This window comes from Brevibacillus laterosporus (genome assembly GCF_030489605.1).
In the GTDB taxonomy this organism is placed as follows: Bacteria; Bacillota; Bacilli; order Brevibacillales; family Brevibacillaceae; genus Brevibacillus_B; species Brevibacillus_B laterosporus_E.
Map to the genome: position 1 here is coordinate 47,165 of NZ_JAUKFY010000011.1, position 19,013 is coordinate 66,177.

Consider the following 19,013-nt stretch of genomic DNA (forward strand, 5'->3'; position numbering starts at 1 on the left):
AGTGCATCATGAGGAGGAAGAAAACTATGTTAGATATATTGGTGGCAAAAGTAGACGAAGAACTTTCAGCCTACGGTGTAACCACAGAGGTATTACTAAAAACAGAACGCTCGATTTTAGAAGGGGAAGAATACCACGAGGTTGAGATGCGGTTCATGAAGGATGAAGCAAAGGAAGGTGCACCAGTCGCTGTTATTCACTTATTTCCGCTCGAAGAAGCAAAAATGTGCGAAATTGAAGTAGAGGTTACTTATCTTGTAGAGGGACGAGATACCAATGCTTTGTGGCAAGCTGCTAAAGCCATTGTGCCGGAGATCGCCTTTACAAGCAAAAAACGCATGCTATCGCCAGAGCAGGACTCGCAGGTGGAATGGGTTGCCGATTTTCATTTTATGCTTCCGCTCAATCCAATGGATGAGCAGGATGAATGGAAGCCGGTGCTTACAAATATGGCAGCACATGTAGGAAAATTGGTGCGTATTGCTTATTAACCTATAAAGGCAAAAGGCTCTCAATCGAGAGCCTTTTCTTTTACCATAATTCCGGTCTTTTCCTCATAAATTTTAAATAAAGCGGCCATATCCTCCATTGGATATTTTTCGCTAGCTTGCTGATACATTTGTTCAGCCAGCTTATTGATCGGCATGTCCAGCTCGTAAGCTTTTGCTAATTCTCCAGCAATCCGCATGTCTTTGTATAACAATTGATTGCTAAAGCGTGCATCAAAATCACGTTGATGTACCAATGGAACGATCCGATGCAGCATTTTGCTGTCTCCCGTGCTTGCTGACAGCACCTCATACAACTGAGTTGTATCAACCCCTGCTTTGGTAGCCAAAATGAAGGTTTCTGCTAAAGCAGCCGTATGTACGCCAATCAAATAGTTATTCATCAGCTTAGCAATACTGCCATTACCGATTTTTCCCAAGTAAAACAAATTTGTTCCGAGTGCTTCAAATACTGGTTTAGCTCGCTCGTAATCGTTTTCTAATCCGCCACACATGATAGCTAGGGTACCGGCAGTAGCTCCCATCGGACCGCCGCTGATCGGAGCATCCATGTAAGATCCTCCCTTTGCTGTGATAGCGTCGTACACGCGTTGATTTAGTAACGGGCTTATTGTGGAGTGGTCAATCACCAATGTTCCTGTCAGATCAGCGCTTAGAATGCCATTTTCGCCAAAATAAACTTCTTCAATCGTAGAGGGAAGAGGTAAGCAGGTAAGTAAAATATCTACCTTTTCCGCCAGATCCGCAGGGTTTTTAGCTTCAACTGCACCTAGAGAAACAGCCTTATCTATAGGGCCGCGGCTTCTCGAAACAACATGCACAGGAAATCCAGCCTTTAGTAAATTTTGTACCATAGGTAATCCCATCGTACCTAGTCCAATAAATCCAATTGTCTCCAGTGTAATCTCCTCCAATTTTACAGAGCTCATGCTTACTCTTTATTATAACAGGGCAAAACAATCATAGTCAGAAAAAAAGGAATTTTTGAAGTGCGTAGAGAAATGAGTGAACATTCATTCAAAAATAGAAAGTGGGGATATCGGATGCTATCACATATTTTTCAACCAATTCAAATTGCTACACTACAGCTACCTAACCGTGTGATTATGGGGTCTATGCATGTGGGCTTGGAAGCATTAGATCATGGATATGAGCGCCTTACTGCTTTTTATGTAGAACGAGCAAAAGGAGAAGCAGGCTTAATTGTTACGGGAGGGGCCGCAGTGTTGCCAGAAGGAGGTGGCGGAGCAGGCTTTACGAACATTTATGCAGATGAGCATATTCCACCACTGTATAACATGACCCGTGCTGTCCATGAAGCTGGTGGAAGGATTGCGTTACAGCTTTTTCATGCGGGGCGTTATGCTTACAAGGAAATGACGGGACTTGACCCTGTAGCTCCTTCTCCGTTACAAGCACCTATTAATCGGACTGCCCCTATTGAAATGGATGAGGAATTAATTTTACATACCATTCAAGCTTTTGCAGATGCAGCCCGCCGAGCAAAGGAAGCAGGCTTTGATGCAGTTGAAATCATGGGCTCGGAGGGGTACTTAATTAATCAATTTTTGTCGCCTGTGACCAATCAGCGTTCAGATGGATGGGGTGGAGACTTAAAACGGCGTGCGCGATTTGGATTGGAGATAGCCAGGCAGGTTAAGAAAGCGGTTGGTCCAGAGTATCCTGTCCTTTTTCGAATGTCTGGGCTTGATGTTATGCCCAACAGTACGACATTAGAAGAAACTGTTCAATTTGCAGTATGGCTGGAGGAACTAGGCATTGATGCCTTAAATATTGGCATTGGCTGGCACGAGTCCCAAGTGCCCACCATTTCAATGATGGTTCCCCGAGCTTCATATGTTTGGGTAGCAAAGGAAATCAAAGCGGCGGTTGATATTCCAGTTATTGCCAGCAACCGCATAAACGATGTTCGTTTGGCAAATCAAATCATCGCAGAGGGACATAGTGATCTTGTTTCCATGGCTCGGCCTTTTTTGGCAGATCCGTATATTGTAGCCAAGAGCAGAGCAGGTCGTTTTGCTGAGGTTAATACATGCATCGCCTGTAATCAGGCTTGTCTCGACCATATTTTTGAAGGGAAAACAGCTTCTTGTTTAGTTAATCCATTAGCAGGTCGTGAATGGGACATCAGCATTACACCAGCGGAAAAGACCAAAAAGGTGGCAGTTATTGGAGCAGGTCCGGCTGGGCTGGAGGCAGCGCGTGTGCTAGCATTGCGCGGGCATGACGTGTCATTATGGGAGAGAAATAATCGCTTAGGGGGGCAGCTTAATTTTGCCAGTCAGGTTCCTGGGAAGAGTGAATTTAAGGAAACACTCCGCTACTACGAGAATGAGTTACGTAGACTAGGGGTAAAGGTACATCTGGGAGAAGAGGCCACCAGCGATAAGCTTGTCGCTGAAGGGGTAAGTGAAGTCGTCCTTGCTACCGGGGTAATACCACGATCGCCTGAGCTTCCGGGGATGGAGCTGCCGCATGTTGTAAGCTATGCTGATGTCTTTACAGGAAAGGTACCAGTGGGTCAGCAGGTAGTGATCATTGGAGCAGGGGGAATTGCCTGCGATTTATCACATCTACTGGTAACGAACACCACCCTTTCAGCGGAAGCAGGTCAATATTTAGCGGAGTATGGGATCGTGTCAGCGAAATCATATGGTAGCATGCAATATAACAAGCGTTCTATCACGCTTTTGCGTCGAGGTAAACATGTTGGCACGGGATTAGGCAAAACCACTCGCTGGGCCGTTCTAGCGTTGTTAAAGAGACACGGAGTAGTAATGAAAACGGAAATCGAGTACAAAGAAATTTTACCAAGTGGCGTTCGTATTATAGAGAAAGGGCAAGAAGTAATCATTCCGGCGGACACGGTGATAATAGCAGCTGGAAGCACACCGAATCGCATACTTGCGGATTCTTTGCCAGCAGAAATGAAGGTTCATTTGATTGGTGGAGCGAAGGAAGCAGGGGAATTGGATGCGAAACGAGCCATATGGGAGGGCATGAGCGTAGGGAGAGAAGTATAGCGTACCTGCTATACCGTTTCACGTATGACCCAGAACAGGTGTATTTTGCTGTACAAAAAGTAAATTAAGCCATACGTTATTTGATTTTTTGGCGCATACAAATCTGCAATGCTTTGCGTACAACTTAAATAAAGCCTCCCACCCATTTGTATTAATTACTGTGGGTGGAGAGGCTTTTTAGATGATAAGAAGGCCATAAATCCTTCTCCTTTTGGAATGTAAACGCAATAGTCGTCCCCTTCCCAAGTTCACTTGCCACCTGAATTTCTCCTCCATGTGCCAATGCTAATTCTTTGGCAATTGCCATGCCTAATCCCGTTCCCTGAGTCAGACGGTCTGTATTGGTTCCACGATAGTAGCGTTCAAATAATTGTTGGGCAACCTCGGGATTCATTCCTGTACCACCATCGCGAATTGTTAACGTGAAGCCTTCTGGATTTGGATCATCCGTTTTACAAGCTAGTAAACAAATCTCTATAGGTGTACCTGCAGGATTATGCAGGATGGCATTTTCAATCACATTATCAACCATGCGCTGAAAGGCGTACGAGTCTACAGGATAATGAATCGGTTGTAAAGCCGGATGAAAGGTAAGTGCTGCCTCCTGAAATTGAGGATGATTCAAAAAGGAAATAATAGAACGCCGAACAAGCTCATTAATATCTTGAGAGGTAAAAGTAAGCGAATAAGCTCCGTTTTTTAAACGATAGGTCATGCTCAAATCATTTATCAAGGCATCCATGTAAGCAGATTTTTCGCTCATAATTGAGCCGAAATCATGAATTTCCTCCGGTGTCCATTCATAGGTTTTATTCTCCAGCATTTTGGAATAACCCAGTATGGAGGAAAGAGGAGTCTTTAAATCATGCGAGACCCCAGCTATCCATTCCTCGCGAGTTTTTTCTAATTGATTCCGGATTTCGTTGTTACGTTGTAAGCATTCCACGAGATGGTGCATGGAGAGCATAACTTCCTGATAAATGCGGTAGTTGCGTTTATAGTGACCGGACTTGGTGAGACTTTTAGGTAAACCATTTCTGTCTTGGGGCTCCTTATAGGTTCCTTTTGCGATCTGATTCAGCCATTCTAACAAGTGTAGCATAGGCGTGCCAAAACGATGTCCGTACCAAAGAGATAATAATAAAAATACCGTAATAATAGTAATCAGTAGGACAATGATGGTGACCCCAGCAATCTGACCTTCGGAGGAAAGAGAAATCAAGCTTGTAGAAGTATCCGAAGCAGTGACAGGTGCATGGAGAATCCAGGTTTGTTTTGTTTGATCATCATAGGTGGAAAAAAGACGCTCCTGATAGCGTGCTGGATACTGCATCCTCAGAGTTAACTCTTGTACAGAATAGTGGCTCAGGGCATTAGGCGGTTTCAATAAGGAAGCCATTTCTGTTCCGTTTGCGTCAAGGAGTTGAAGCCACATATTGCTTTGAAGCAGGTCCTGCTCCAAGGAGGCGGGAATAGCTACACGGTCTGATTGAAGGGTTGCAGCTTTGCTAATTTGTTTAAGCAGCTCTGCCTCCTTATATTTAACCCCATATAACAGTGTGTAGGTTACGCCATCTTTTGGCTCGATCCAGATGTACAGGGAGTATGGAAACTGCTTTTCCCCGTTCCAAATTGCATGAATTTCTCCAGGCCTATAGTGATTCGGCACATCGGGAGGGGTCAAATAGCTGGAGGTCACCCTTCCATTTTCGTCAATGGTTTGCAGCCAGCCTCCTGACTTTTTCACCTGAGCCAGCATCTCGGGATCAAAAATAATGATTCCGTTCTCTAAGCGTAAGGTGGTTACTAAATTGGATAAACCTGCACGACTAAAATCCCGGCTCATCTCTAGCTCATTGATTTTAGAATGCATAAAGGAAAAAGCCACCGTGACGAAGCCAATCGAGATGAAGGAGGCGACCAATAATAAGGAAATGAATTGAAGAATGAGACGATTTTTCATATTCATACGGGTTTAGCCCCATGCTGAAGTAGCTTGTAACCAAGTCCTCTAATCGTAACTAGATAGATTGGATTACTTGGTGTTGGTTCAATTCGCTCACGAATCCGATGAATATGCACCATTACCGTATTGTCATCAGAAAAGGAGTTGTGCCCCCAGACATGCTCGTAAAGCTGTTGCTTGCTAAAAATCCGATTCGGATTCTGGCATAAAAATAGCAGGAGCTGATAAACCTGAGCGGGGAAATCGACAATCTTATTAGCGACTCTCACTTCCCCAGCTTGTTCATCTAATTGAAAGTGGCCAAAATCATAGACGGTAGTCGGATTTACTGATACGGGTTCTCGTTTCGTTGATGGCAGGTAACGACGTAGATGGGCTTTTATGCGGGCTACCACCTCTAAAGGATGAAAGGGTTTGGTAATGTAATCGTCTGCACCCACTGCAAAGCCGGATAATTTGTCTAAATCGGTATTTTTCGCCGTTAAAAACAGAATGGGAGCATTGGTATACACTCGCAGTAATGGACATATCTCTACGCCGCTTTTTCCAGGTAGCATGACATCCAATAGGATAAGATCGTAGGTTTTATTCTGACAGGCATTCAAGGCATCCTCGGCTGAGGTTGCCACATCTACATGCTCAAATCCTTCTTTCGAAAGAACGGTTCTTAGCATTTTACCGATGGTTAGCTCATCGTCCACCACCAAAAGTTGTGCATGAAGCATGCACCATTCCTCCTTTATGTATATATCTCCTTTCCGGACTGCTTCTATGGTTTATCATACCATGATTTTCTCGGGATTTTAGACACGCGATCTTAACTCAGTCTTAACGAATAAAGAAGAACTGGAAGAAGACAAGTGTACAAAGTAAGTTACTCGTAAGGAAGAGTTTCGAGAGAGATAATGTTCTTCTGATAAGGTTAAAAAAGAAAAATTTCGAGAGGAGTCTATTTATGAAACGATCTATTTACCCGCCTATCCTTTTAGTAGCCGCGCTGGGAGTCAGCCTCACTGCTTGCGGGCAGCAGGTGGTTCATCAGCCTGAGAAAACAGAAGCAGTGCAAAAAAAGGAGACGGGGAGCATCATGCAGCCGATCGAGCCGAAGCAATTAGGTGAGGTATTTTTACACGAGGAGTATGAACGAATCCATGCACAAATGACTAAGGAATTTCAGCAGAAAGTAAGCACAGAGGAATTGAAACAACTCGCCCATCCTTTCCAGGAGGGAATAACAGGCTATACATTACAGGCTGATGTACCAATAGGAAATGGTTATCAGCAATATCTATGGCTGGATCAAAGTGGTACAAAGGGACTAAGTGCTGTATTTGACCAGCAACAAAAAATTATTGGGCTAAAAATTATGCCGCTAAAGGCTTTTCCACAAACGGATCAGGCCTTTACAAAAAACGTCTTCACTCCCCCTGTCAAACAGGATTGGTTTGTCTTTTGGGGAGGGACAAATGAATTATTTAACTATCATTATGAGCAAGAAAATCAGCGCTATGCTTACGATCTGGTTATCATGAAGGATGGCAAGACCTATCAGGGTGACCCGTCTAAGAATGAAAGCTACTATGCTTACGGGCAGGAGGTGAGTGCTGCGGCGGACGGCAAGGTAGTGAAGGCGGAAAATAAAATCCCTGATAACGTACCCGTTGGCACAACGAATAAAAAAGAACTGCTTGGTAACCATGTGATTATAGACCATGGAAATGGCGAGTATAGTGTCACTGCACATTTAAAAACAGGCTCTCTTAAAGTAAAAGTAGGTGATAAGGTAAAACGAGGCGAGGTCATTGGATTGTGCGGAAATTCAGGGAATTCTAGTGAAGCACATATTCATTTTCAAGTTTCTAACTCACCTGATGTTATGAATAATAAGTCCATTCGAATTAAGTGGGAAGGGAATGTGAATCCGATTCGCGGCGAGTACATGAAAAAAGGCTCGTAGATTTTAACAAAGTAAGGGCTGAAGAAAATAACACCGCGTTTTAACGTTGATTGTAAGACAGAAGGAAAACGTAGCAAGAGGCATGAGTAAAAAGCTTCTTGCTACGTTTTTATTTACACAGCTCCTGTATGATTAGCTTCTATTATAAAGGGAGTAAGCGAAGTGATAGACACTGTCTACATTAGAACTTAGCTTCGTTGATCCACTAGCCACTACAAGCGGAATCACATCATAATAGTGAATAAACGAGTAGAGGTAGTGGGTGTTCTGACCGATAGCCGGACCAATTCCGTTCACGGCGATACTAAAGTTTCCGTTGGCATCGGCTGTTCCTGAATAGACCGTATTATTAAGACGTGTCACGACATACACCGTAATGGGAACATTATAGGCAGGGTAGCCATTGGCATCGTATGCTTTTCCATGTACGGTAATATTATTTTTAATTCTCCATTTTTTCCCTTGAGGATAATCGACTAAGCCTTCCACACCTCCATCTGAGTTGATGCTGCTGATTACTACAGAGCTCGCTACTGATTGGTCTTTCACACTTAACGTATAGGGCTGAGAATCACTATAGCCTGATGAAGAGAGAACGCGAATAAAGTAGTCACCTTTAGGGAAAGTAACGAGATACTGTTTGTTTTGATCGAGGTTCAGGAGTACATTTGCTGCTGCATCTAATATATCTGCGCGATAAACGGTACCTGGAATCTGATTTTGCAGGGTGACAGAGAGTGATTTTGGTTCTAGTACGTGGAAGTAGCTCCAATCTTCATCGAATGGATTATCAATCGTTTGGGTATTGGTAAAGGTGGTGGAGTCTTTTTCCTGAGCGAGCCATGCATTGTCATCAGGTTCAGATTTGTCGTAGGTAGTAGAGTGCTTGACTACGAGAGCAAAGGTATTAGCCGTATCAAAGCCTTTAACTGAATTTACGGCTATGTAGTAATATCCTTCAGGGGCGATGCGGGCAACCTGTTCGTTTTTTCCCGCTTGATAGGAGGAGATTGTTTCTTCTTCAAGCTTCATGGTTTGCTCATTTAATTTAAAGAGATGCAGATCATAATTCACGTCAGTGGAGCGAACTGTTTGAAGGAAGACGGTTAATTTTCCAGGCTTAGCATTATAGAAGGCATACCATCTGATCTCGCCTTCCTTATTGATGGTGCCAGAGTGAATGGAGTCGATGGCAATTGGCTTAGCATTACTTGCGTCCGTATTTTCTGCCTCAGCTTCGGCAGCAGCGGGTTTTTTCTTTTTGGGGGTGGAGAGAGAATCATCAATGTCCACTGTTTTTTCTTCAGGATCAAGTAGTTTTTCTGCACCTTCCTCAACAACTAGCTTTTCCCCTAAAGGTTTTCCTAGCTTTTCTGAGCCTAACTCAACTTCTTTAATCTGGGGCTTGTCCGGCTTTTTCTCCTCAATGACTTCCTTGGCAAAGCCTACACTGCTACTAAAAACGGTTGTAAAGAGGATAGCGACAGATAATAACACTTTTTTCACCATTTGAATAATAAACCTCCCTTTGTGATGAAGTTAATAACTTGATTGCTATATTATCAATAAATGTAATAATATTCCATATATTATTTCTTACTTTATTTGAATTTCATATAAAAATGTAATGATGATTTCTTCGAAGAGATTTTATGTTATGTGCGAAAAACGAAAATCTTACGGGTTTCTACTATTACAAACTAGGTAAGATGTGGTAAAACTAGAGGAGAACGGAGGCGAATGAGATGCATTCCATGATTATAAGCAAGATTGAAAGCCAATTAAGCAGCTTTACGCAGGCAGAGAAAAAAGTAGCCAGCTATATTGTGAATCATGCCGAATTAATTCCAACCATGACAACAAAACAAATTTCCAAGCAATCAGGCGCAAGCGAAGCTAGTGTCGTTCGGTTTTGTAAATCAATTGGGATGAGCAGCTTTCAGGCGTTTAAGCTGGCGCTGGTTCGGGACTTAACCCGCTCGGACATGAATATGAGCGACTTCTCCATCATTAAAAAGCAGGACGAGCCCTATGAATTATTTCAAAAAGTCCAGTATCACAATAAGACTGCTATAGAGGAAATATCCACTTCTCTTGACAGACGGGAATTAGAAAAAGCGGTAGATGCTATTTTACAGACGAAGAGTGTCATTTTTTATGGTGTAGGTGGCTCCTCGGTGGTGTCCTTGGATGGTTGTCATAAATTTAGAAAAATTGGCTATTACTCCGAGATGACCACCGATTTTCATATGATGCTTCCTGTAGTGTCCAATATGAAAAAAGGAGGGATACTGATCGCTATTTCGGTAAGCGGCAATACCAAAGAGGTGCTGGAAATCGTACGTTTTGCTAAAAAGAAGCAGGTGACGGTTATCGCTATTACCAATTTAACGAAATCTGCGTTGTATAAAGAAGCTGATATTAAGCTGTGTACGCCAAATATTGAACAGGATTTTCGTGTAGGCAGTTTTGCTTCCAGAATTATGCACTTAACGATTGTGGATGCCTTATATGTCAGTGTGTTTAATCGAATAGGGGAAACGGTTATTGAGAACTTTAATGAAATTCGTGAAGAGGTATTAAGGTCTAGCAGGTAGGAGGGGAGATTAGGTGCGCGGATGCTTGCCTTTATGCTGCATCCTTGCTCTCTTACTACCTATTCTTTTATTTGTATTGAAATGTTGATTCATAAAATAAATAAAATAATTGACGTTTTATTTCAAAGTGGTAAAATGAAAGCGGAAACAAAATAGGAGCAGAAGGTGAGCGCATGCTGGAGAAATTGGTAACAGAGACACGTAATGATAGAACGACGAATTTGGACCAGATGACGATCCTAAACGTGTTGCAAATCATGAATGAGGAAGATCAAAAGGTACCACTTGCCATTGCTGCTGAACTGGAGCAGATTGAAAGAGCCATTCAGCTAGTGATTCGCTCTTTTAAACAAGGCGGGAGACTCATTTATATAGGGGCTGGTACCAGCGGACGATTAGGAATCCTGGATGCAGTGGAATGCCCTCCTACTTTTGGTACAGATTTTGAGATGGTACAAGGATTGATTGCTGGGGGAAAAGAGGCTTTTGTCGTTGCGGTGGAAGGTGCCGAGGATAATGCTGAGCTTGCTAAAAATGATTTGCAAGCTATTGGATTAACAGACAAAGACACCGTTATCGGGATTGCAGCCAGCGGACGTACACCTTATGTTATCGGCGCTCTCCAGTATGCGAGCAGTGCAGGAGCCAGCACAGCCAGTCTTGCTTGTAATAAGGATGCGGAGATTAGTCGTTTTGCTCATGTAGCTATCGAGGTAGTTCCAGGTCCTGAAATTTTGACGGGCTCCACCCGATTAAAGGCGGGAACGGCACAGAAGCTAGTATTAAATATGATTTCCACCTGCTCGATGATAGGCGTTGGCAAAGTGTATAAAAACCTGATGGTGGATGTTCAGCCAACTAATCTAAAGCTAGTGGAACGGTCCAAGCGAATTATTATGCAGGCTACAGAGGTTAGCTACGAGCAGGCTACTGAATTCTATGAAAAGGCCAACAAGAATGTAAAAGCAGCAATCGTGATGATATCAGCTGCATGTGAATATGAAGAGGCGCTGGAACGTTTGCAAAAGTATGAGGGATTTGTTCAGCACGCCCTGCAACAATCATCAGAATAGTATCGCAAGTGAAAATACAACCATTATAAACAAATAGATTCGACAACATGCATAGTGGGGTGTAACACTAAAGACAGATACAAAGCAGGTATCAAAACAGCATTTCGTTAATTGCGCTTGTTTAAAACCTACCTGCTGGTGTCCAAGGGCTTCCCCCGCTCTTGAAAGCTAGTGCTTTATTTTTGTAAAGGTTGCAAAAAAACTTTCATACATGCAAAAGGAGGAATCAATAATGAAGGTATTATTCGTATGTTCCGCAGGGATGTCCAGTGCAATTGTGGTAAACGCTCTCAAAAAAGAGGCAGATAAGCATGGGATAGAAATGGAAGTGAAGGCTGTCAGTACACAAGAATTTGCTGAGGAAGTGAAAAATGGCTGGAATGTAGCCATGGTAGCTCCTCAGGTACGTCATCGTTTTGAACAGTTAAAACAAGAAGCGGATGCAGCAGGAGTGCCGTGCGAACTGATTCCGCCTCAGGGCTACACACCGCTTGGTGGAGCAACATTATTTAAAAAAGTACAGGAAGTAGCAAAGTAAAAAGACACCTAGAACATTTCTTGTAAAGAGGATGTCCGCAGGGAGTAAAGGGGGAAGTCAGACATGGACGCTTTTGTGCAATTTCTAGATAAACACTTGTCAGGTCCTATTGCTCGTATTGCTGAACAACGACATTTACGAGCAATCCGCGACGGGGTTATCTCCGCTTTACCGTTTATTATCGTAGGAAGTTTCTTCTTAATTATCGCTTTCCCGCCGTTGCCGCAGGATTGGGCAATCACAATGTGGGCAAAGGAAAATGCGGGTCAAATTCTTATTCCGTACCGGATGACGATGTTTATCATGTCACTCTACATTTCCTTTGGGATAGGGCATAATCTGGCGAAGAGCTACAATCTTGATCCTTTGGCAGGCTCACAATTAGCAATCATGGCATTTCTCATGACGCTTGCACCTAAAGTGATGGATGGAGTAGGCTTTGTTCTTCCAATGACCAATCTAGGTGGACACGGCTTGTTCGTAGCGATGCTTGCCTCTATTTTTGCTGTAGAGGTGTTGCGCTTCTGTAAACAGCGCAATTTGATGATCAAGCTTCCAGATCAGGTGCCGCCTTCCCTGCTGCGTTCCTTTGAAGCATTGATCCCGGTAGCAGTCGTGCTTCTGATCATGACAATCATTACGGTTGTTTTCAAAATTGATTTACATGGACTTGTTGATAAAATTATTGCACCTTTAGTAAAAGCAGGAGATAGCTTACCTGGTATACTAATTCCAGTTATTTTAATTACTTTCTTCTGGGCGTTTGGTATCCATGGAGTCTCTATTGTAGGTACGATTGCTCGTCCACTATGGGAAGTGTATTTGGCCAAAAATGCGGAGGCAGTAGCCGCTGGTCAAGCGATTCCGCACGTGGCACCTGAAACATTCTTTCAATGGTTTGTTTGGGTTGGGGGATCAGGTGCGACACTTGGTCTTGTCCTATGCATGCTGTTATTCGCCAAATCAAACTATCACAAGACACTGGGAAAAACTGTCATTGTGCCAGGGATCTTCAATATTAATGAACCCGTGATTTTCGGGATGCCGATTGTGTTAAATCCAGTGCTGATTATACCTTTTGTTATCGTTCCTGTTATTACGGCTTCCTTGTCGTACTATGCCACTGTGCTTGGCTTGGTGAATCCGACCTACATCATGGTACCGTGGACACTGCCAGCACCAATTGGAGCTTATCTGGCTACGGGCGGGGATTGGAGAGCCATTATTCTGGTCGTAATGAATATCCTGATTTCCTTTTTGATCTACATTCCATTCTTTAAAATGTATGATAAAAAAGTAGTGGACCAAGAAAGAGAAGCAGAGGAAACAGCGACAATCTAAACATGATGTAAGATAAAGAAAAGGGGGGACGTGGAGCAAAGAGAGCTTATGGCATTCTTTGTCCACGTCTCTTTTGTTGGAGAAGCATACATGGTGAATGAGTAACATTCATTTTGCATATAGGGGAGGAATGGACAATGGAGGAGAGCAACAAGCTTATTAAATTTCGTTGGAAAAGCGCTTTTTTCTTTTTTACATTTCTGGTGGGCTTAAATTTGCTGTTTACCCCGTTTCTGATGTGGTTGGGACTATCCCAGCGAGCTAGTCTATTTCTAGTAAATAGCTTGGCTGGAGGCGCAGGCGTCAGTATCGTTATGCTTTACTTTGAACGTAAATATAAAAGCCGTATGCAGGCTATCACATTTATCATCGGTTCATTAGCAGTTTGTACGGCGGCTAGTTATTATCTCGTGTACTTGTACTAAGCTTGCCATTATTTCCTCAAAAGACTAGAAATCTGCGGACAAGTATAGGAGAAATGGGACAGAGAGGAGAAAGGAAGATGAGTAAAAAAGGGATTAAGATTGTAACAATCGGAGGAGGGTCTAGCTATACTCCGGAGCTGGTGGAAGGCTTTATTAAGAGATACAATGAGATGCCAATCCGTGAATTATGGCTGGTCGATATCCAGGAAGGGCGAGAGAAGCTACACATTGTTGGTGAATTAGCTAAACGCATGGTCCAAAAAGCGGGTGTACCGATGGAGATTCATCTAACATTGGATCGCAGGGAAGCTCTGCGGGACGCCGATTTTGTTACGACACAAATGCGGGTTGGATTACTGGAAGCGCGGATTAAGGATGAACGGATTCCATTAATGCATGGAATGATTGGCCAGGAAACCAATGGAGCAGGTGGATTATTTAAGGGGCTGCGTACGATACCTGTGCTGCTACAAATCGCTGAGGATATGCAAGAGCTATGCCCGAATGCATGGCTGATTAACTTTACCAATCCGGCTGGCATGGTAACAGAAGCTCTATTGCGTTATGGTAAGCATTCTAAGGTCATTGGTATTTGTAACGTACCGATTACCACAAAGATGACGATAGCAAAGATGCTTGATATTGATGTAGGACGACTTCACATTGATTTTGCCGGACTAAACCATCTTGTATATGGACTTCGCGCTACAGCTGATGGGGAGGACGTAACCAAGCAGGTTCTGCATATGTTGGCTGACCCAGAGAAACAATTATCTATGCGCAATATCGCTCCAATGCCTTGGGAGCCAGCCTTCCTGCAAGCATTAGGTGTAATCCCATGCCCATATCATCGGTACTACTATAAGACACAGGATATTTTAGCTGAGGAATTAAAAGCATTTGAATCAGGAACCACGCGAGCAGAGGTGGTAAAACGATTGGAAGACGATCTCTTTGAGCTATACCGGGATGAACAGCTACAAATCAAACCTCCACAGTTGGAAAAACGCGGCGGTGCCTATTATAGTGATGCTGCATGTAGTCTTATCTCCTCTCTGTATAATGGAACAAATGATATTCAGACATTAAATGTTAGAAACAATGGAACCATTCAGGGGATTCCTAATGATTCAGCTATCGAAGTAAATTGCATTGTTACGAAGGAAGGTCCCAAACCAATCACAGTAGGCGAGTTACCTGCAGCTATAAATGGACTGGTTCAACAGATCAAATCGTTTGAGCGGGTAGGTGCAGAGGCGGCGGTGACTGGTTCTTATGAGAAAGCCTTGCTGGCATTGACTATTAATCCTTTAGTGCCAAGTGATGAAAAAGCCAAGGCTGTGCTAGATGATTTGTTAGAGGCACATCGTGATTATCTGCCTCAATTTTATAAAGAGGAGCAAGCTTAATTATGGCTTATGTGATCGGACTTATGTCAGGTACCTCTTTGGACGGCATTGATGTAGCACTGGTCGATATTCAGGGAAAGGGCTATGATTCACAGGTTAAGCTACTTGATTTTATGACGCTTCCATTTACTCAGTCTGTGCGTGACGAAATTATGGACAGCTTGTCACCTGACCGCTCGAACGTTCAGGTCGTTTGCAGCCTTAACTTTAAACTCGGAGAATTATTTGCTGACGCTGTAGAAGCCATTTGTAAACAAAATCAGCTTGATTTTTCCCGTATCGCTGTCATTGGTTCTCATGGTCAAACGATTTATCATCAGCCTCAGTCAGAGGGACCATATGTAGCGTCTACTTTGCAGATCGGTGAGCCTGCCGTAATTGCCTATCGTACCAATACAACCGTCATCTCCAATTTTCGCACCATGGACATGGCTGCAGGAGGACAGGGAGCTCCTCTGGTCCCCTACACCGAGCTGATCATGTACCGGGATCAGGAGAAGTCGCGGCTGTTGCAAAACATTGGTGGGATCGGCAATGTAACCGTCATTCCTAAAGCCGCTCAGTTACAGGATGTGTATGCCTTTGATACAGGCCCTGGTAACATGATTATCGACGAGCTGTGTAGAGTCCTATTCAATACAGCTTATGATCAGGGTGGAAAATGGGCGGCTCAAGGAGTAGTAAATGGGGATTTGCTTACACAATGCATGAGCATCGATTATATGAAACTGCAACCACCTAAATCCACGGGTAGAGAGCTATTTGGTAAGCAGTTTGTTGAGAAAATCATACGTGAAAATACTCATCTATCCCCATACGATTTACTTGCTACCATGACGATGTTTACAGCTAGCTCGATTGCTTATCATTACAAAAATTATATTTTTCCCACTTTGCAGGTGGATGAAGTGATTATTGGGGGTGGCGGCAGCTATAACAAAACGCTACTCTCCATGCTACAACAACAGTTGGGAAATACATGCAGGGTTATCACACAGGAGGATGTCGGATTGTCGTCCGAGGCTAAGGAAGCAGTTGCTTTTGCTTTATTGGCTCACGAAACATTACACCGCCTGCCAAGTAATGTGCCAACTGCAACAGGAGCTCGGGAGCCTGTTATATTGGGGAATGTAACCTATCCTCCTAGAAGCGTGTAAAGAAGAGGAATCATGATATGAATGGGAGTGGATCAGCATGCAAAACGAAATGAACAACGAGATCAATAACAATGAAACGGTCATTTTTGAAATTATTGTCCATAGTGGAAACGCTCGCGGTCTGGCTTTTGAAGCCTTGTCAGCAGCCGAAGAGTATAACTTTGAAAAAGCTGCTGAGCTGATGAAGCAGGCGCAGGAAGAATTAACACTTGCTCACCACACACAAACGGATTTGATTCAGGCTGAATTAAACGGCACACCGGCGGAAAAAACACTGCTAATGATTCATGCACAAGACCATCTTATGACCTCAATGAGTGAGCAAAAGCTGATTGAGCATATGATTCGTATTTTACAAAAAGTAAAAGCAGAAACCTCAAAATAGACAAAGGAGGGTTTGGTATGCATCAGCTAGGTATCTCTATTTACCCGGAACATAGTACAGTCGAGAACGACAAAGCGTATATTGCATTAGCGCATCAATATGGTTTTACGCGGATTTTTACTTGCCTATTGTCTGTTGAAGGGGATGCTGAGACTATTGTGCAGGAATTTAAAGAAACCATTGATTTCGCCAATAGCCTAGGTATGCAAGTCATCGTGGATATAGCGCCGCGTGTTTTTGGTAAACTGGGCATTTCCTATGATGATCTATCCTTTTTCCACCGTCTAGGGGCTTACGGCATCCGGCTTGATATGGGATTTACCGGTCATGAGGAAGCGATGATGACCTATAATCCGTATGGGTTAAAAATTGAATTAAATATGAGCAGTGGAACGAAGTATATCGACAATATTATGACGTACCAGCCTCAAGTAGATAATATACTTGGCTCACATAATTTTTATCCACATCGCTATTCAGGATTGTCATTGAAGCATTTTGAAGCTTGTAGCCGCCAATTTAAAGAAAAAGGAATTCGAACAGCAGCGTTTGTTACCTCGATGGCAGCTACATTTGGTCCATGGCCAGTCACCGAGGGGCTTTGCTCATTGGAAATGCACCGTACGCTTCCTATCGCTACACAGGTAAAGCACCTGTATTCAATGGGGCTAATTGACGATATCATTATTGCAAATGCTTATGCGTCAGAATCAGAGCTGCGTGAAGTAAGCGAAGTGAATCCTCATAAATTAACATTTACGGTCCAGTTACATGACAGCATTACGCCTCTTGAGAAAAAGATTGTATTAGAAGAGCCGCATTTCTACCGCGGGGACGTGTCCGATTACCTAATTCGCTCCACACAATCTCGCGTGAAATACAAGCAGGAGGATTTTCCACCATCAAATACACCTGATATCCGCCGTGGAGATATAGTAATAGAAAATAATCTATATGGGCAGTACAAGGGAGAATTGCAACTCGCTTTGCAGGATATGGAGAATTCAGGGAAAACAAATGTAGTTGGTCGTATTGCGGAAGAAGAAATTTTCTTATTGGATCAATTACAGCCATGGGGAAAATTTGCGTTTGTTGAAAAAGCGTAAATAAGGTGAGTGAAGAAAAGTGGCCTATATCATTGGAGTTGACGGCGGGGGAACGAAAACAATAGCGGTAGCCTACAATTTTCAAGGAGCAGAGCTGGCTAGGGCAGAAAGCGGATACGGCAATGTTCTGGTGCATAGAGAGACAGCTATCGCACATATCATAAAAGCCATTGAACAATGTCAGAGTGCAATCGTGGACGATTGTGAGTGTGCCTATTTATTTTTAGGGCTAGCCGGTATTCAGAGCGGAACACATCGAGAAGTAGTGGAAAATAGTCTACAGGAGCGTTTTGGAATACCTCTCACGATCACAAATGATGCCCGAATTGCTCATGCGGCTTGCTTGCAAGGGCAAGATGGTATTTTAACCATCGCAGGTACGGGAGCGGTAGCGCTTGGAGTACATCGGGGACAAAGCTTAATGACGGGAGGCTGGGGGCATCTATTGGGTGACGAGGGTAGCGGATATTGGATTGGAATGGAAGCTCTGCGTCAATTAATCCTAGAGGAAGAGTGTGGACTTGAACACAGCTTATTAGGACAGAAGCTGGTCGAATATTTGAAAATCCAAAAGACAGCACAGATCAAAGACTTTGTTTATTCTTCTTCAAAGGATAAAATAGCAGCCCTAACCCCCCTAGTTGTGAGTGAAGCGGAAGCTGGTGAACCAAATGCTCAACGAATTCTACAAAAGACGGGAGAGCATTTGGCCCAAATAACGATCCGTTTGTACCATAAATTCAGGTTTGAATCGCCTGTTTCCATTGCTTTAAAGGGCAGTGTCTTGACCAAAGCTGCGATGGTGCAAGAGGCGTTTTACGATGAGATAAAAAAATCGATACCAGACCCCGTATTTGTCATAGACGAGACTTGTTCTTCCAAAGGGGCTTATTATTTGGCCCTGCAAGCGATGAATGAGCAAAAACGGTAGAGCATGGGGGGCAAGGCTGCCGGGTAAGACCGAATATAGACCAAAATCAAGTAAAAAGCATGATAAGCCGGAGTAGTAGACAGGAATTTGTCCTTCTATCGCTCCGTTTTTATTTTCATTGGCCTATTTCAATTCTTACTTGTGTGTAATAGCTGCTCTCCCCTAAATGTTTCCATATTTTGTCTCTCTATAAATTACTCGATGTATTTCATCTGCTAAAGCCAGTAGAATATAAAAAAAATGAAATATTATTGAAATGTTCAGAATTATCCATCATAATGTTTGTATGATAGTTATCACTCCTATCATATGAATCTGGTTATAAGGAGGGTGAAATGATGAAAAAAGTAGTAAAAGTAGAACTCTCGGATAACAAGAATGTAAAGCAAATGAAAGAGTTAATGTGGCGTGTAGTTGTTGATGTTTGCTTGTAATGTATGGCTTTTTTAAAAGTAAAATGAACTTTCAATGTAAAGGAGGGTTTTGCTGTGAAAAAAGTTGTAAAAATTACGGTTAAAAATGAAAAAGTAGCTGAACTGAAAGGGATGGCACATCCAATTATTACCGGAGTTTGT

At 43.1% G+C, this 19,013-nt stretch carries 17 protein-coding genes; 13 read left to right on the top strand and 4 right to left on the bottom strand.

Translation table 11 applies throughout. The annotated features are described in order from the left end of the window. Positions 1–26 precede the first annotated feature (26 nt). Positions 27–491: a hypothetical protein gene (locus QZ995_RS13500; protein WP_301807661.1), complete on the top strand. Its 465-nt coding sequence runs from the start codon at positions 27–29 to the stop codon at positions 489–491. Between the two features lie 20 nt (positions 492–511). Here the strand turns inward: QZ995_RS13500 and QZ995_RS13505 are convergent, their stop codons facing one another. Next, complete coding sequence (locus QZ995_RS13505; protein WP_301807663.1) at positions 512–1,438, bottom strand: NAD(P)-dependent oxidoreductase; 927 nt, start codon at positions 1,436–1,438, stop codon at positions 512–514. A gap of 114 nt (positions 1,439–1,552) precedes the next feature. Between QZ995_RS13505 and QZ995_RS13510 the strand changes: the two genes are divergently transcribed. Next, positions 1,553–3,553 (top strand): FAD-dependent oxidoreductase, encoded by a 2,001-nt coding sequence (locus tag QZ995_RS13510; protein WP_301807666.1) that lies wholly within the window; start codon positions 1,553–1,555, stop codon positions 3,551–3,553. Between the two features lie 151 nt (positions 3,554–3,704). Here the strand turns inward: QZ995_RS13510 and QZ995_RS13515 are convergent, their stop codons facing one another. After that, a complete protein-coding gene (locus tag QZ995_RS13515; protein ID WP_301807669.1) occupies positions 3,705–5,522 on the bottom strand; it encodes a sensor histidine kinase in 1,818 nt (605 codons plus the stop codon). Continuing rightward, entirely contained in the window at positions 5,519–6,244 is a 726-nt protein-coding gene (locus tag QZ995_RS13520) for a response regulator transcription factor (protein ID WP_301807671.1), read from the bottom strand. Before QZ995_RS13520 ends, QZ995_RS13515 begins: the two co-directional genes overlap by 4 nt. A 230-nt stretch (positions 6,245–6,474) precedes the next feature. On the opposite strand from QZ995_RS13520, the gene QZ995_RS13525 reads away from it, so the two are divergent. Further along, positions 6,475–7,476 (top strand): M23 family metallopeptidase, encoded by a 1,002-nt coding sequence (locus QZ995_RS13525; RefSeq protein ID WP_301807672.1) that lies wholly within the window; start codon positions 6,475–6,477, stop codon positions 7,474–7,476. 132 nt (positions 7,477–7,608) lie between these two features. Here the strand turns inward: QZ995_RS13525 and QZ995_RS13530 are convergent, their stop codons facing one another. Continuing rightward, positions 7,609–8,985, bottom strand: a complete 1,377-nt coding sequence (locus tag QZ995_RS13530; RefSeq protein ID WP_301807675.1) for a peptidase — start codon at positions 8,983–8,985, stop codon at positions 7,609–7,611. Between the two features lie 236 nt (positions 8,986–9,221). On the opposite strand from QZ995_RS13530, the gene QZ995_RS13535 reads away from it, so the two are divergent. The 10 genes from QZ995_RS13535 to QZ995_RS13580 all read left to right on the top strand — a co-directional run bounded on the left by QZ995_RS13535 (position 9,222) and on the right by QZ995_RS13580 (position 18,438). Further along, complete coding sequence (locus QZ995_RS13535; protein ID WP_301807677.1) at positions 9,222–10,073, top strand: MurR/RpiR family transcriptional regulator; 852 nt, start codon at positions 9,222–9,224, stop codon at positions 10,071–10,073. Between the two features lie 173 nt (positions 10,074–10,246). Then, complete coding sequence (gene murQ / locus QZ995_RS13540; protein WP_301807681.1) at positions 10,247–11,146, top strand: N-acetylmuramic acid 6-phosphate etherase; 900 nt, start codon at positions 10,247–10,249, stop codon at positions 11,144–11,146. A gap of 232 nt (positions 11,147–11,378) precedes the next feature. Beyond that, the gene (locus QZ995_RS13545) at positions 11,379–11,684 is read left to right on the top strand and encodes a PTS sugar transporter subunit IIB (protein ID WP_031412381.1); all 306 of its coding nucleotides are present in this window, start codon (positions 11,379–11,381) and stop codon (positions 11,682–11,684) included. A 63-nt stretch (positions 11,685–11,747) separates the two neighbouring features. Then, positions 11,748–13,025 carry a PTS sugar transporter subunit IIC gene (locus QZ995_RS13550; RefSeq protein ID WP_301807687.1) on the top strand — a complete coding sequence of 426 codons (1,278 nt, stop codon included), beginning with the start codon at positions 11,748–11,750 and terminating at the stop codon, positions 13,023–13,025. A 137-nt stretch (positions 13,026–13,162) separates the two neighbouring features. Next, positions 13,163–13,450: a hypothetical protein gene (locus QZ995_RS13555; RefSeq protein WP_301807690.1), complete on the top strand. Its 288-nt coding sequence runs from the start codon at positions 13,163–13,165 to the stop codon at positions 13,448–13,450. Positions 13,451–13,527: 77 nt separating this feature from the next. Beyond that, on the top strand, positions 13,528–14,859 hold the full coding sequence (locus tag QZ995_RS13560; RefSeq protein WP_301807695.1) for a 6-phospho-beta-glucosidase: 1,332 nt from the start codon (positions 13,528–13,530) through the stop codon (positions 14,857–14,859). 2 nt (positions 14,860–14,861) lie between these two features. Next, positions 14,862–16,016: an anhydro-N-acetylmuramic acid kinase AnmK gene (anmK, locus tag QZ995_RS13565; protein ID WP_301807697.1), complete on the top strand. Its 1,155-nt coding sequence runs from the start codon at positions 14,862–14,864 to the stop codon at positions 16,014–16,016. Positions 16,017–16,065: 49 nt separating this feature from the next. Continuing rightward, the gene (locus tag QZ995_RS13570; protein WP_301807936.1) at positions 16,066–16,401 is read left to right on the top strand and encodes a PTS lactose/cellobiose transporter subunit IIA; all 336 of its coding nucleotides are present in this window, start codon (positions 16,066–16,068) and stop codon (positions 16,399–16,401) included. A 17-nt stretch (positions 16,402–16,418) separates the two neighbouring features. After that, positions 16,419–17,507 carry a DUF871 domain-containing protein gene (locus QZ995_RS13575; protein WP_301807700.1) on the top strand — a complete coding sequence of 363 codons (1,089 nt, stop codon included), beginning with the start codon at positions 16,419–16,421 and terminating at the stop codon, positions 17,505–17,507. 19 nt (positions 17,508–17,526) lie between these two features. Then, positions 17,527–18,438, top strand: coding sequence for a BadF/BadG/BcrA/BcrD ATPase family protein (locus QZ995_RS13580; protein ID WP_301807702.1), 912 nt, complete (start codon positions 17,527–17,529; stop codon positions 18,436–18,438). Positions 18,439–19,013: the final 575 nt, after the last annotated feature.

Excerpts from the sequence above, each read along its gene's own strand:
- QZ995_RS13545 (WP_031412381.1), top strand. The coding sequence starts at position 11,379 with ATGAAGGTATTATTCGTATGTTCCGCAGGGATGTCCAGTGCAATTGTG.
- QZ995_RS13550 (WP_301807687.1), top strand. The coding sequence starts at position 11,748 with ATGGACGCTTTTGTGCAATTTCTAGATAAACACTTGTCAGGTCCTATT.
- QZ995_RS13515 (WP_301807669.1), bottom strand. The coding sequence starts at position 5,522 with ATGAATATGAAAAATCGTCTCATTCTTCAATTCATTTCCTTATTATTG.
- QZ995_RS13560 (WP_301807695.1), top strand. The coding sequence starts at position 13,528 with ATGAGTAAAAAAGGGATTAAGATTGTAACAATCGGAGGAGGGTCTAGC.
- QZ995_RS13575 (WP_301807700.1), top strand. The coding sequence starts at position 16,419 with ATGCATCAGCTAGGTATCTCTATTTACCCGGAACATAGTACAGTCGAG.
- QZ995_RS13570 (WP_301807936.1), top strand. The coding sequence starts at position 16,066 with ATGAACAACGAGATCAATAACAATGAAACGGTCATTTTTGAAATTATT.
- QZ995_RS13510 (WP_301807666.1), top strand. The coding sequence starts at position 1,553 with ATGCTATCACATATTTTTCAACCAATTCAAATTGCTACACTACAGCTA.
- murQ (WP_301807681.1), top strand. The coding sequence starts at position 10,247 with ATGCTGGAGAAATTGGTAACAGAGACACGTAATGATAGAACGACGAAT.
- QZ995_RS13520 (WP_301807671.1), bottom strand. The coding sequence starts at position 6,244 with ATGCTTCATGCACAACTTTTGGTGGTGGACGATGAGCTAACCATCGGT.
- QZ995_RS13525 (WP_301807672.1), top strand. The coding sequence starts at position 6,475 with ATGAAACGATCTATTTACCCGCCTATCCTTTTAGTAGCCGCGCTGGGA.
- QZ995_RS13535 (WP_301807677.1), top strand. The coding sequence starts at position 9,222 with ATGCATTCCATGATTATAAGCAAGATTGAAAGCCAATTAAGCAGCTTT.
- QZ995_RS13500 (WP_301807661.1), top strand. The coding sequence starts at position 27 with ATGTTAGATATATTGGTGGCAAAAGTAGACGAAGAACTTTCAGCCTAC.
- QZ995_RS13505 (WP_301807663.1), bottom strand. The coding sequence starts at position 1,438 with ATGAGCTCTGTAAAATTGGAGGAGATTACACTGGAGACAATTGGATTT.
- anmK (WP_301807697.1), top strand. The coding sequence starts at position 14,862 with ATGGCTTATGTGATCGGACTTATGTCAGGTACCTCTTTGGACGGCATT.
- QZ995_RS13530 (WP_301807675.1), bottom strand. The coding sequence starts at position 8,985 with ATGGTGAAAAAAGTGTTATTATCTGTCGCTATCCTCTTTACAACCGTT.
- QZ995_RS13555 (WP_301807690.1), top strand. The coding sequence starts at position 13,163 with ATGGAGGAGAGCAACAAGCTTATTAAATTTCGTTGGAAAAGCGCTTTT.